Annotated in this window: 13 protein-coding genes; 10 read left to right on the top strand and 3 right to left on the bottom strand. The window is 68.2% G+C overall.

Features of this window, described 5'->3' with window-relative positions; all coding sequences use genetic code 11:
• Positions 1 to 16: 16 nt before the first annotated feature.
• The 7 genes from J4H85_RS09735 to J4H85_RS09705 all read left to right on the top strand — a co-directional run bounded on the left by J4H85_RS09735 (position 17) and on the right by J4H85_RS09705 (position 5505).
• A complete protein-coding gene (locus J4H85_RS09735) occupies positions 17 to 1747 on the top strand; it encodes an alkaline phosphatase (protein WP_208239132.1) in 1731 nt (576 codons plus the stop codon).
• Between the two features lie 32 nt (positions 1748 to 1779).
• Positions 1780 to 2955, top strand: a complete 1176-nt coding sequence (locus tag J4H85_RS09730; protein ID WP_208239130.1) for a TRAFAC clade GTPase domain-containing protein — start codon at positions 1780 to 1782, stop codon at positions 2953 to 2955.
• Positions 2952 to 3287 carry a hypothetical protein gene (locus J4H85_RS09725; protein ID WP_208239128.1) on the top strand — a complete coding sequence of 112 codons (336 nt, stop codon included), beginning with the start codon at positions 2952 to 2954 and terminating at the stop codon, positions 3285 to 3287. Before J4H85_RS09730 ends, J4H85_RS09725 begins: the two co-directional genes overlap by 4 nt.
• On the top strand, positions 3284 to 3616 hold the full coding sequence (locus J4H85_RS09720; protein WP_208239126.1) for a VOC family protein: 333 nt from the start codon (positions 3284 to 3286) through the stop codon (positions 3614 to 3616). Before J4H85_RS09725 ends, J4H85_RS09720 begins: the two co-directional genes overlap by 4 nt.
• 163 nt (positions 3617 to 3779) lie before the next feature.
• On the top strand, positions 3780 to 4754 hold the full coding sequence (gene arsB / locus J4H85_RS09715; RefSeq protein ID WP_243893726.1) for an ACR3 family arsenite efflux transporter: 975 nt from the start codon (positions 3780 to 3782) through the stop codon (positions 4752 to 4754).
• On the top strand, positions 4751 to 5089 hold the full coding sequence (locus J4H85_RS09710; RefSeq protein WP_208239123.1) for an ArsR/SmtB family transcription factor: 339 nt from the start codon (positions 4751 to 4753) through the stop codon (positions 5087 to 5089). Before arsB ends, J4H85_RS09710 begins: the two co-directional genes overlap by 4 nt.
• Positions 5086 to 5505 (top strand): arsenate reductase ArsC, encoded by a 420-nt coding sequence (locus tag J4H85_RS09705; RefSeq protein WP_208239122.1) that lies wholly within the window; start codon positions 5086 to 5088, stop codon positions 5503 to 5505. Before J4H85_RS09710 ends, J4H85_RS09705 begins: the two co-directional genes overlap by 4 nt.
• A 15-nt stretch (positions 5506 to 5520) precedes the next feature.
• Here J4H85_RS09705 and J4H85_RS09700 read toward each other — a convergent pair whose 3' ends face one another.
• The 3 genes from J4H85_RS09700 to J4H85_RS09690 all read right to left on the bottom strand — a co-directional run bounded on the left by J4H85_RS09700 (position 5521) and on the right by J4H85_RS09690 (position 8470).
• Positions 5521 to 6378: a hypothetical protein gene (locus J4H85_RS09700; protein ID WP_208239121.1), complete on the bottom strand. Its 858-nt coding sequence runs from the start codon at positions 6376 to 6378 to the stop codon at positions 5521 to 5523.
• 90 nt (positions 6379 to 6468) lie between these two features.
• Positions 6469 to 7767 carry a sensor histidine kinase gene (locus J4H85_RS09695; protein WP_307863585.1) on the bottom strand — a complete coding sequence of 433 codons (1299 nt, stop codon included), beginning with the start codon at positions 7765 to 7767 and terminating at the stop codon, positions 6469 to 6471.
• Positions 7768 to 7792: 25 nt separating this feature from the next.
• Entirely contained in the window at positions 7793 to 8470 is a 678-nt protein-coding gene (locus J4H85_RS09690; RefSeq protein WP_208239119.1) for a response regulator transcription factor, read from the bottom strand.
• Between the two features lie 137 nt (positions 8471 to 8607).
• Between J4H85_RS09690 and J4H85_RS09685 the strand changes: the two genes are divergently transcribed.
• The 3 genes from J4H85_RS09685 (at position 8608) to J4H85_RS09675 (ending at position 12207) form a co-directional block, all read left to right on the top strand.
• The gene (locus tag J4H85_RS09685) at positions 8608 to 9216 is read left to right on the top strand and encodes a helix-turn-helix domain-containing protein (RefSeq protein WP_208239118.1); all 609 of its coding nucleotides are present in this window, start codon (positions 8608 to 8610) and stop codon (positions 9214 to 9216) included.
• 73 nt (positions 9217 to 9289) lie between these two features.
• Positions 9290 to 10726 carry an NAD(P)/FAD-dependent oxidoreductase gene (locus J4H85_RS09680; protein ID WP_208239117.1) on the top strand — a complete coding sequence of 479 codons (1437 nt, stop codon included), beginning with the start codon at positions 9290 to 9292 and terminating at the stop codon, positions 10724 to 10726.
• Positions 10723 to 12207, top strand: coding sequence for a peptide MFS transporter (locus J4H85_RS09675; RefSeq protein ID WP_208239116.1), 1485 nt, complete (start codon positions 10723 to 10725; stop codon positions 12205 to 12207). Before J4H85_RS09680 ends, J4H85_RS09675 begins: the two co-directional genes overlap by 4 nt.
• Positions 12208 to 12239 lie beyond the last annotated feature (32 nt).

Below are 12239 nucleotides of genomic sequence, written 5' to 3'. Positions count from 1 at the left end.
AGGGAACACCTTGCAGTTGAAGCAACACGCAGCACCGCTCCTCGCCGGCGGCTTCGCCATCGCACTGGCGGTCGGGGGGACCGCGGCCGCCGGCAGCGCGCCCGCGGTCGCAGCCGAGACGGAGACGTCACCGAAGAACGTCATCGTGCTGATCGGCGACGGGATGGGGTACAACCACATCGACTTCCTGAACGCTCAGACGACCGGTGAGACGCACTGGCAGGTGGAGCGCGGGGGAGACGACAAGGTGATCCCGTCGGGCCAGAACACCGATCCGACCGAGGGGTGGCAGTCGTGGAACCACCTCGGCATGTCGACGAACTGGCATGACGGCCCGGTGTACGATCCCGCGAAGTCGTGGAGCGATTTCGAGTGGAACAAGGACAACCCGACCGACTCCGCCGCTGCGGGCACGGCGATGGCGACGGGTGTGAAGACCTACAACGCCGGCATCGGCGTCGACATGGCCGGCGCCGAGGTCGAGAACCTGTCGGAGCGCGCGCAGCAGCTCGGCAAGAGCGCGGGTGTCGTCTCGTCGGTGCCGTTCTCGCACGCGACTCCCGCGGCGTATTCGAGCCACGATGAGAGCCGCAACAATTACCACAGCATCGCGAACCAGCAGGTGACCGGGGACCTCGATGTCGTGATCGGCGCGGGCCACCCGTTCTACGACGACAACCACCAGCCCATGACGCAGGGCGACTTCTCGTACATCTCGCAGGCGGACTGGGAGGCCGTGTCCACCGGACAGACCGACCGCGCCTTCCTCGAGTCGCGCGCCGATTTCGAAGCGCTCACCACGGGCGAGACGCCTGAGAAGGTCTTCGGAGTCCCGCAGGTGGGCTCGACGCTGCAGCAGGGACGCGACTCCGGCGCCCCGATGAACGACGTGCCGAACCTGGCAACGCTCGCGCAGGGCGCGATCAACACCCTCGACGCGAACGAGGAAGGGTTCTTCCTGATGGTCGAGGGCGGAGCGATCGACTGGACCGGGCACGCGAACGAGAGCGACCGCAACCTCGAAGAGGTCGCCGACTTCGATACGGCAGTCGACTCGGTGATCGACTGGGTCGAGACGAACTCGAACTGGGATGAGACGCTCGTCGTCGTCACCGCTGACCATGAGACCGGATACCTCTACGGTGAGCAGGAGGGCGACTTCAGCTCGATCATTCCGGCGGGTGCCGACGCAGAGGAAGGCACGCTGCCCACGCACACGTGGAACAGCGATAACCACACCAACCAGCTCGTGCCGTTCTTCACGAAGGGAGCGGGTACCGATCAGCTCAATGCCCTCGGCACCGGCCTCGACCTGGTCCGCGGACACTACCTCGACAACACGTCGATGGCCGCCTGGCTGCTCGACGACGCGTGGGCTGTTGCCGAGGAACCGGAGCCCCCGGCGGCAGACGCCGACGCCGATGCGGGCGGAGCAGCTGATGCGGCCGGCACGGCTGATGCCGGTGCTGCGGCCGATGCCGCGGGCGGCGCTGACGGCTCAGCCGGTGCGGGTGCCGATGGCGCGGCAGGTGTCGGCGGCGCGGCGGACGGCGGCGACACCGCCGCGGGCGCATCGGGCGGCGCCGACAGTGGCGGGCAGGTCGAGACGAGCGCCAAGGGTGGCAATCTTGCGCGCACGGGTGCGGAATCCCTGGCGTTGCCGATCGGACTCGCTGCCGGAGCGCTCGTGCTGGTGGGCGGCGTACTGCTTGCGTTGCGCGCGCGCAAGGGTGCATCGATCGAGTAGCACGCACATCGATCCTCGCTAGGCTCGGGCGTATGGCACGTAGCAGAACGCTCGAACAGCACATCGCCGTGTTCGGCGAGAGCGGCAGCGGCAAGACCGTGCTGCTCTCGTCGTTCTTCGGTGCCACGCAGGAGCCGCAGTACGTGCGCGACAGTCTGTACCACGTGGTCGCCGATCAGCAGAGCCAGGGCACCGCGCTCATGCGCAACTATCTGGGGATGCGGGATGGGGCGGAGGTGCCGATGGCGACGCGCTTCACGGCGACGAGCTACCCCTTCACCCTCCGGCTGAAGGACGCGGGGAGTCGGCGGTCGCATGATCGTCCGTTCGATGCGTTGCGCCTCGTCTGGCACGACTATCCGGGCGAGTGGTTCGAGCAGGACGCGTCCGGTCCCGAGGAGGCGTCGCGCCGGGTCGATACCTTCCGTTCCCTCTTGGGTTCCGATGTGGCGCTGGTCCTGGTCGACGGCCAGCGCCTCATCGACAACGCGGGGCAGGAGGAGCGCTACCTGCGGTCGCTGCTCACGAACTTCCGGAACGGGCTGCTCTCGATGAAGAACGAGTTGCTCGTGAAGGGCAAGCCGCTCGTTCGATTTCCGCGCATCTGGATGTTCGCGCTGTCGAAGGCCGACCTCTTGCCGCAGACCGATGTGTACGCGTTTCGCGATCTCGTGCTCGCGAAAGCCGGCGATGATGTCATTGAGCTCCGCAACGTCATCGCCGGCCTGATCGAGGGGCAGGACGCGCTCTCGGTCGGTGAGGACTTCATGCTGCTGTCGTCGGCGAAGTTCGATCCGGATCGCATCGAGGTGCACCGCCGCATCGGCGTCGAGCTGATTCTGCCGATCGCGTCGACGCTACCGCTGGAGCGGCACGTGCGCTGGGCGCAGATGCAGCAGTCGTCAGGGCGCGTGGCGGAGAATCTCGTGCGCAGCGCCGGCGGGCTCGGCGACGTCGTGGGTGCGATCACCGGGGTGCTGAGCAAGGTGCCGCTGCCCGGTCGGCTGGGCATGGCGAAGCGTCTGGCGGTGACCGTGCTGTCCGGGAAGGCGATCAAGCGGGTCGCCGATCTGAGCGGCGACAAGCTCGCCCGGATCAACGCGCAGGCGCTGGCGAAGCGCGACTACCTCACCGCAGTGCTGACGAGTTTTCGCATGTCGCTGGATCACGGCGAAGCCGCCCGGGTGCTGTTGAGGAGCCGTCGATGAACCCGGACGAGCTGATCTGGGCGACGCGCGGCAGAACGTGGGGCTTCCGCTTCCTCCGCGACGGGGGAGAACCCGACCCGCTGCCCGTGTACGAGTCGGCCTTTCGCGGCGTGGGCGGCGACTCCGAGGTGTGCCGCGCCGCGGGCGACCGGATCGCGGTCCGCTTCGCAGACCCCGAGGGGCGCATCGATCGCGCGGGCCGTGTGATCCCGCACGAGTTCGTGGTTCCCGGTGCGCAGGCCGAAGCGCTGACATCGATCGATGCCGCACGCGCACTCATCTGGCCGCTCGTCATGGACGAGTACGCGCGGGCATGGGACACTCAGGCATGATCGATCACCTGCTCGCCCAGTGCACCGTCACCGACCTGGATCGCGCGGAGCGCTGGTATCGCGATCTGTTCGAGCGCGGTCCCGACGCGCGCCCGATGTCCGGGCTGCTCGAGTGGCACCTGGGCCACGGGTTCGGGTTGCAGGTGTGGTCGGAACCCGAGCGGGCCGGGGGATCAACGGTGGTGCTGGGTGAGTCCGAGTTGGACGCCGCTGCGACACGACTCACGGCCGGAGGGTTCGTGCACGACGGTCCGCAACCGGGCGGCGGGGCGCGGATCCTGCAGCTGACCGATCCCGACGGGAACCGCGTGGTGCTCTTCGGGGCCTGACTGAGAGTCTGCCGGGCCCTGGGAACTGTGATTCCGCATTGACGTCGACTTCGATACTTGTCAATATAGAAATGTGTCGAATCAGACGGTAACGGTCTCGTCAGCTTCGGGTGTTCGCCTCTCGCCACTTGACCGCTGGCTTCCCGTGTGGATCGGTCTGGCGATGGGCGCGGGCATTCTGCTCGGTCAGTTCGTACCGGCGGTCTCCGTGCTTCTTGCGCGCCTCGAGGTCGGGGGTGTTTCGGTACCGATCGGGCTGGGTCTGCTCGTGATGATGTACCCGGTCCTCGCGAAAGTGCGTTACGACCGCGTCGCCGCCGTGACGGGTGACCGACGCCTCCTGCTCAGCTCGCTCCTGCTCAATTGGATCGTCGGGCCGGCCGTGATGTTCGTTCTCGCTTGGGTGTTCCTGCCCGACCTGCCGGAGTACCGCACCGGACTCATTATCGTGGGCCTTGCCCGTTGCATCGCGATGGTCGTCATCTGGAACGACCTCGCATGCGGTGATCGGGAGGCTGCGGCGGTACTCGTCGCGATGAACTCCGTGTTTCAGGTCATCGCATTCTCCCTGCTCGGCTGGTTCTACCTCACAGTTGTACCGGGGTGGCTCGGTCTCGATTCGCAGGGACTCGACGTGTCTATCGGGCAGATCGCTGTGAACGTGCTCGTCTTTCTCGGCATTCCTCTGCTCGCCGGGTTCGCCTCGCGGTGGATCGGCGAACGGGTCTGGGGTCGGCACCAGTACGAGGCACGGTTCCTGCCCCGCGTGGGCCCCTGGGCACTGTACGGACTGCTGTTCACGATCGTTCTGCTGTTCGCGTTGCAGGGAGAGGCGGTTGTCGCCCGTCCGGGCGATGTCGCGCGCATCGCGGTGCCCCTCCTCATCTACTTCGCGATCATGTGGTTCGCGGGGTTCGCACTCGGCCGCGCCATGCAGGTCGGATACGCGCGTTCCGCGACACTCGCCTTCACCGCCGCGGGCAACAACTTCGAGCTCGCGATCGCCGTCGCCATCGGCGCATTCGGGGCGACGTCCGGGCAGGCGCTCGCCGGGGTGGTCGGCCCACTCATCGAGGTGCCGGTGCTCGTGGGGCTTGTGTACGTGTCGCTCTGGTTGCGTGGCCGATGGTTCGGATGAGCGATCAGAGCGCAGCCGACCTCGCCTCGGTGTTCCGCGCTCTTGCCGATCCACTTCGACTGCGCATGCTCGCTCAGGTGGCGAGCGACCCGCGGGGCGAGTGCTGCGTCTGCGACCTTGCCGAGCTCGGTGCGGTTTCGCAGCCGACAGTCTCCCATCACCTCCGTGTGCTGCGCGAGGCGGGTCTGCTTCGCGCTGAACGACGGGGTACGTGGGTGTGGTACCGCGTCACCCCCGGCCGCGAGCCGCTCGTGGCGGCGCTGCTCAACGCGGTCGAGGGCGCGGGCGTCGGCCCGTCTTCGATCTCGACCACTCCTGAAAGGACCTCTGCATGATCGCATCGACACCATCGGTACTCTTCGTCTGCGTGCACAACGCCGGCCGGTCGCAGATGGCCGCCGCATACCTGCGGGCGTTCGCCGAGGGGCGTATCGAGGTCCGTTCGGCCGGGTCGATCCCTGCCGATGAGATCAACCCGGTCGCCGTCGCCGCGATGAGTGAGGACGGAATCGAGATGAGCGACGCGTCTCCACAGGTGCTGACCACGGACGCGGTGCAGCACTCCGACGTGGTCATCACGATGGGCTGCGGTGACGCGTGCCCCATCTTCCCGGGGAAGCGCTACGAGGACTGGCAGCTCGACGACCCGGCCGGCCAGGGGATCGCGGCGGTGCGACCGATTCGTGACGAGATCAAGCGGAGAGTGCGCGTGCTCGTCGACGAGCTGCTCGGCGACGAGCACACGCACTGACGCTTAATTCGGTCCTCAGTCGCGGTCCGTGTTCAGTACCTGCAGGTTCGTGCCCAGGTCGATGTCGATGTCGTCGCCGTAGCCCATGTCGACCGTCACCTCGTATGCGACTGATCCCGTGTCCGTCGAGATGGACTCGATCGTGCCGCCGCCTGCCTCGCCGAGCGCCGCATCGATGATGTCACCCATCTTGGATGTGTCGAGCAGCGGATCCTCGTCCGTGTCGGAGTCGCCCTCGCGCGCTGTAGCGGTACCGTCGAGTGCGACCCGCACCTCGAGTTCGCTGCCGTCGGCGAGCTGCACGTCGACGTCGTACCCGTCGCGTTCCACGTCGATGGCGGTGGCGCCCTCGCCGTTCGCCTCCGCGATCGCGGCGTCGATCGCCTCGGTCAGCGCCGTGGCGTCCGCGGGTACGGCGCCGGTACCGGCTCCGGCTCCGGCTCCGCTCTCGCTGTCGTCCTCCGCGTCGTCGTCTCCGGGGGCGGCCGACTGACCGGAATCGTCGGACTGCACGCCGGGGGAGCTCTCCGAGTTCGTCAGCGAGACCTGGTCATCCTCGTCGTCGTCGGACAGAGCGGCCCCGATGGCGATGCCGCCTCCGCCGAGCAGCAGGACCGCTGCGGCGGCTCCCGCGCCGATCAGGATGGGGCGCGCCTTGCGGCGACGCTCCTCGCGCTCCGCTGCAGCTGCAGTCGGGGCAGCCGGGGGAGTCGCAGCAGTCGGCGGGGTATGAGCGCCGGCATTCTCGGCGGCCGGGTGCGCGGCCGGGTGCGCGGCCGGGGCGGCCGGCGGCGTGGTCGGTGCGTCGGGGAGACGCGTGGTCTCCGCCTGGTCGGGGTTCTGGTCGGGGTCGCGGGGCTCGTTCGTGTTCATGCGGCAAGCATGCCGCGTCGGCACTGACTCCCATCTGAACGCACCTGAACCGGGTGTCAGGTGCGGGCACGGCTGTTGCGTGCGAGGCGGCTACTCGGCGCTCGCGGGCAGCACGATCACGAATCGTGCCCCACTCAGGGGAGCGGTTTCCACGCGCACGGTCCCGCCGTGCGCCCGGACGATCTCGGCGACGATCGCGAGGCCGAGCCCGCTGCCGCCGGCATCGCGCGATCGCGCGTCATCGAGTCGGGTGAAGCGTTCGAAGACGCGCTCGCGCTCCGTTTCGGGAACTCCCGACCCGTCATCGTCGACCCAGAGCATCGCGGCGCTCCCCGCGGTCGAGGTGCCGACCGAGATGGTGCTGCGCGCGTGGCGCACCGCGTTGTCCACGAGGTTGCGCACGGCACGGGCGAGCAGGCGTCCGTCACCGCTGACGCGCGCGGGTCCGATGCCACCGCCGTCGGTGGAGGCCGTGCCGAGAGCACGGATCCGGCTCACCTCCGCCAGTGCGAGATCGTCGAGGTCGACGTCGCCGCGGGCGCCCGACTGCGCGGATCCCTCATCGAGTTTCGCGAGCAGCAGGAGCCCTTCGACGATCTCCTGCATGCGGGCGCCCTCCCCGAGCACGACGTCGGCGAGTTCGTCGGGCGGGGCGCTGGTCGGGTGGGCGCGGGCGAGTTCGGCGTACTGCCGCATGGTCGCGAGCGGCGAGCGCAACTCGTGCGAGGCGTCGCTGACGAAGCGCTGGCGCGTGCGGTACCCCTCTTCGACGCGATCGAGCATGCGGTTCATGGTGGACGCCAGTCGGTCGATCTCGTCGTCGTTCCCCGTACGGGGCACGCGCTGGTCGAGCGTGTCGGCGCCGACCTGGTCGACCTGTCGTCGGATCCGGTCCACGGGTCCGAGCGCCCGCGCCGCCACACCCCACACGACGATGCCGATGAGCGCGACCGCGACCGGCACGGCGACCGCGAGCACCATGGTCGTGGCGCGCACGGCGTCGCCGACCTCCTCGGTGGAGCGGGCGATGACGAGCGTTCCGAGGTCGCCGCCGAGTTCTTCGGTCAGGATCAGGACCGGATCGTCGTCGACCTGCCCCTCGGTGCGGTCTCCGATGTCGTTCGGCGCAGGCAGGTCGATCGCGTCTTCGTCGTTCACGACGGTGCGTGCGCCGGTGTGCAGGGCGATGAGCACATCGTCGTCCTGATCACTGACCGCGGAGGCGCCGCCGGCTTCGACCGCGTCGGCGATCGCGTCGAGATCCTCATCGAGTTGGGCGGAGATCTGGTCGGTGAGCACGCGGTCGATGGTCCACACAGTGCCGACGGCACCGATCCCGAGCAAGGCGGCGACGACCGCGACGGCGACCACCGTGATGCGGGTGCGCACCGACCACGCTCGGCGTGGTCGCCGCTCAGCCACCGTCGGCCGCCAGACGGTACCCGGCGCCCCGCACGGTCTCGATGGCGTTGCGCGTGTACGGCCGGTCAACCTTGCGGCGCAGACGGCCGATGTAGACCTCGACGATGTTCGGATCGCCCTCGAAATCATCGGCCCACACGTTGTCGAGCACGTCGTACTTGGTGACGACCTCACCGCGGCGTCGCATCAGGAACTCGAGCACCGACATCTCGCGGGCGGTGAGGTCGAGTCGGGCGTCGCCCCGGTGCGCCGTGCGCGCGGCGGGATCGAAACGCAGGTCGCCCGCCTCGAGCACGGTCGGGCGCTCCCGTCCGCCGCGACGCACGAGCGCCCGAAGCCGGGCGAGCAGCACCGGGGGAGCGAACGGCTTCGTGAGCCAGTCGTCGCCGCCGGTGTCGAGCCCCTCGACCTCGTCCCACTCGCCGTCCTTGGCGGTGAGAAAGAGCACGGGCGTCCAGTCGCCCTCCGCGCGCAGGGTCTGGCAGACGAGGTATCCGCTCATGCCGGGCATCATGACATCGAGCACGATCACGTCGTATCGAAACTCCCGCGCCCGCCACAGCCCGTCGACCCCGTTGTGCGCGACATCGACGGCGCACCCCTCCGCCTCGAGGCCGCGCCGCACGCCTTCGGCGAGACGCACCTCATCGTCCACGAGCAACACACGCATGGACACAGTCTGCACGGAAGGCGCTGACGCTGGGCTGAACTCGCGGGTGCGCACCGAGCCGCTCGCGCCGTGCACACGCCCCTGCATTCTCAGTAAACTTTTTTGAGATTTCAGTAAAGCCGTGTTAGATTCCTCGCATGTCATCTCTCGATGTCAATGAAGCATCAGCGTCCCCCTCCGAGTCGGGCTCCACCGAGCCAGGCATCGGCGACCGTCTGCGCCGTCGTCGCAAGGCGCTCGGCCTGACCCTCCGCGACGTCGCCGAGGCGTCGGGGCTCACCCAGGGCTTCCTGTCGCAGATCGAACGCGGTCAGGCGAATGCCAGCGTCAAAGCACTGCAGAGCATCTGCTCGGTACTGAAGCTCGACGTGGGCGCCCTCTTCCGCCCCGTCGACGAGTACGGACGCGGTCGCGTGCAGCGCTTCGCCGACGCGCAGGGCTTCTCGTTCGGCGACGGGGCGACGAAGATCAAGCTCACGCCGTCGGCGTTCGACCACCTCGAAGTGCTCATGGGGCTCTTCGAACCGGGCGGCTCCACCGGGGTGGCGCCCTACACGCACGGTGCGTCGGAAGAGGTGCTGCTCGTGCTGGCCGGAACGGTCGAGGTCACGGTCGGTGATGACACCTACCGGCTCGGCGAATTCGACTCCCTGCACTACCACAGTGATGAACCGCACCGAGTGGCTGAGGCCACCGGCGAAGCCTCCGCCCGCGTCCTCTGGACGATGGCGCCCCCGACCTACTGAGCGCGCGGCTCGCGCCGCACGCGCCGCGTGAGCACCCGCACCACGACCCCCACCGAATACGACGGAGTACCCGATGCATGATTTCGTGAACGGCAGCATCTCGCACTGGATGACCCAGGCGAGTGCCGCGAACACGCCCGACCATCCGCACCGCCACGCGAGTCTGCCCGAGACGGAGCAGGATCTCGTCATCGTCGGCGGCGGACTGACCGGTCTGTGGACCGCCTACTACGCGATCACGCAGCACCCCGAGTGGAAGATCACCGTGCTCGAGGCGGAGCAGGTCGGGTACGGCGGCTCCGGTCGCAACGGCGGGTGGCTCTCGACCCTGATCCCGGGCAACCGCGCAGTGTACGCGCGTGACGCAGAACGGCAGGGACGTGACGGGTCGGCAGCGGTACGCGCGTTCCAGCGCGAGATGTCCGGCGCGATCGATGAGACCCTGCGCGTCGCCGATGTCGAGGGGATCGCCGCCGATCAGCATCGTGGTGGACAGTTGCAGGCGGCCACCACGCCCGCCGCGCTGAAGCGCATGCGCGGCACGTACGCCGCGAATCTGCGGAACGGCTACGCCGAGGACTCCCTCGAACTGCTGAGTGCGGACGAGCTGCAGCAGCGCATCAACATCGCGCCCGCACTCGGCGGCATGTTCTACCGGGACACGGTGCGCGTGGATCCCGCGAAACTCACCCTCGGGCTCGCGCAGGTCGTCGAAGCGAAGGGTGTGCAGATCTTCGAGCGCGCCGCGGTGAAATCGATCGCCCCGGGCACGGTTGTCGCGTCGCGCGGCGTGGTCCGCGCGCGCACGGTGCTCAGCTGCGTCGAGGCGTACACCAGCGAGATCGAGAGCGACGCTCCCGGGTTCGGCAGCCGCCAGCTGATTCCCGTCAACTCCTCGATGATCGTCACGGCTCCGCTGAGCGACGCCGACTGGGAGCGGATCGGCTGGAACGGTCTCGAGTGCCTGAACGACGGCGCGCACACCTTCGTCTACGCGCAGCGCACCGCCGACGGGCGGATCGCGATCGGCGGGCGCGGCACTCCGTACGCGTACAACTCGGGGACTCCGGGGCGCGGCGCGGTCGACGACGCCACGATCCAGACGCTCAAGGATCGCCTCGACTACTTCTTCCCCGGTACCCGCTTCACGATCGACCACGCCTGGCGCGGGGCGATCGGCGTGACCCGCGACTGGTGCGCCGGCATCTTCTTCGATCCCGAGACGCGCATCGGCACGGCGCGCGGCTACGCGGGCCACGGGCTCACGGCCACGAACCTCGCGGCGCGCACGCTGCTCGATCGCGTGAGCGGCGAGTGGACCGAGCTCACCGCCCTGCCGTGGAACGACCACGAGTCGGGCGTGTGGGAGCCGGAGCCCATCCGCTGGACCGGCGTGCACACCATGTACCGGCTGTTCGGCGTCGCCGACCGCTGGGAAGAGGCACGGCACTCGGAAGACACCTCACTTATCGCACGATTCGGATCACGACTGGCGGGACTGCACGAATGACCACTCACCCCTCGACGACGACGTCGATCGACACCGATCAAAGCGCTCCGCGTCGCGGTGGATTGCCGCGCGGCGTGTGGACGCTCGCGTTCACCGAACTCTGGGAGCGCTACTCCTTCTACGGCCTGCAGGGCATCCTGTCCTTCTACCTGCTCTACGCCCTCGTCGACGGCGGCCTCGAGGTCGCGCCCGCTGCGGCCGCCGGCATCGTAGGCGCCTACGGCGGCTCGGTCTATCTCGCGCAGATCCTGGGCGCGTGGCTCGGCGATCGACTCGTCACGCCGAAGAGCATGGTGCTCTGGGGTGCCGTCGTCATCACCGCCGGGCACATCGTGCTCGCGTTCGTGCCCGACTTCCTGGGACTCGCGATCGGGCTGATCCTCATCGTGCTCGGCACGGGAGCGTTGAAGACGAACATCACCTCGATCGTCGGTTTCATCGTGGAGGGCCGGTCACAGCAGACGCGCGACGTCAGCTTCTCCTACTTCTACATGTCGATCAACATCGGTGCGGTCGTCGGACCGTTGTCGACCGGGTTCGCGCAGAACGAGTGGGGATTCCACTTCGGCTTCGGGCTCGCCGCGATCGGCATGATCGCGGCCCTGATCCAGTATCTCGTCTCGATGAAGAACCTTCCCGAACGAGCGCGCATCGTGAACAACCCGCTGCCCTCGCGGCGCTTGCCGATGGTGATCGGGATCGGTATCGCCGCGGTCGCCGTCATCGTGATCGCGGCGCTCAGCGGGGTGCTGCGCGCCGAGAATCTGTCGACCACGACCACGATCCTCGCGCTCGTCGCCGCCGCGGCGTACTTCATCACGATGTCGACCTCGAAGCAGGTGACCGCCGACGAGCGGCGTCGCGTGCTCGCGTTCCTGCCGCTCTTCCTGGCTGCCGGCATCTACTTCGGTCTGCTGTTCCAGAAGTTCACGGCGATCTCGATCATGATCACGGAGCGCATCGACCTGTCGATCGGCGGCTGGACGTTCCCGGTCGCGTGGATCACGACGGCGAGCCCGCTCGCCGCGGTCCTCATCACGCCGCTGATCGCCCGACTCTGGAACCTCATGGGCGACCGTCAGCCGTCGCCCGTGACGAAGTTCGCGATCGGTCTCATCCAGATCGGGTGCGCCTACTTCTTCCTGCTGCTCGTCTCCGAGCTCGCGGGCGACGCGTTCATCCCGCTGGCCCTCATCATCCTGTTCATGGCGATGGCGGGGTCTTCGGAGGTCTTCGTCGGCCCGATCGGGCTCTCCGTCGCGACTCGCATCGGCCCGCAAGCCTTCAAGTCGCAGGTCGTCGGTCTGAACTTCTTGACCCTCGCGCTCGGGTCGTCGCTCTCGGGTCTGCTCGGGCAGCTGTTCACCCTCATCGATGAGCCCACCTACTACATCATCGTCGCCGTGACCGGTGCGGTGCTCGGGTTCGCGCTGTTCCTCACGAGGAAGCCGCTGTCGACCGCGCTGAACTCGGGGCTGTGAGTCGCCGACAGTGATCCGCGGACGGTCCTTCC

Origin of the sequence: Leucobacter tardus (assembly GCF_017583045.1) — a bacterium.
In the GTDB taxonomy this organism is placed as follows: Bacteria; Actinomycetota; Actinomycetes; order Actinomycetales; family Microbacteriaceae; genus Leucobacter; species Leucobacter tardus.
This window is presented reverse-complemented; position numbering and strand designations above follow the sequence as displayed.

Coding starts and splice junctions, on each gene's coding strand:
- J4H85_RS09730 (WP_208239130.1), top strand. CDS start 1,780: ATGGCACGTAGCAGAACGCTCGAACAGCACATCGCCGTGTTCGGCGAG.
- J4H85_RS09720 (WP_208239126.1), top strand. CDS start 3,284: ATGATCGATCACCTGCTCGCCCAGTGCACCGTCACCGACCTGGATCGC.
- J4H85_RS09725 (WP_208239128.1), top strand. CDS start 2,952: ATGAACCCGGACGAGCTGATCTGGGCGACGCGCGGCAGAACGTGGGGC.
- J4H85_RS09705 (WP_208239122.1), top strand. CDS start 5,086: ATGATCGCATCGACACCATCGGTACTCTTCGTCTGCGTGCACAACGCC.
- J4H85_RS09685 (WP_208239118.1), top strand. CDS start 8,608: ATGTCATCTCTCGATGTCAATGAAGCATCAGCGTCCCCCTCCGAGTCG.
- J4H85_RS09690 (WP_208239119.1), bottom strand. CDS start 8,470: ATGCGTGTGTTGCTCGTGGACGATGAGGTGCGTCTCGCCGAAGGCGTG.
- arsB (WP_243893726.1), top strand. CDS start 3,780: ATGGGCGCGGGCATTCTGCTCGGTCAGTTCGTACCGGCGGTCTCCGTG.
- J4H85_RS09710 (WP_208239123.1), top strand. CDS start 4,751: ATGAGCGATCAGAGCGCAGCCGACCTCGCCTCGGTGTTCCGCGCTCTT.
- J4H85_RS09700 (WP_208239121.1), bottom strand. CDS start 6,378: ATGAACACGAACGAGCCCCGCGACCCCGACCAGAACCCCGACCAGGCG.
- J4H85_RS09675 (WP_208239116.1), top strand. CDS start 10,723: ATGACCACTCACCCCTCGACGACGACGTCGATCGACACCGATCAAAGC.
- J4H85_RS09680 (WP_208239117.1), top strand. CDS start 9,290: ATGCATGATTTCGTGAACGGCAGCATCTCGCACTGGATGACCCAGGCG.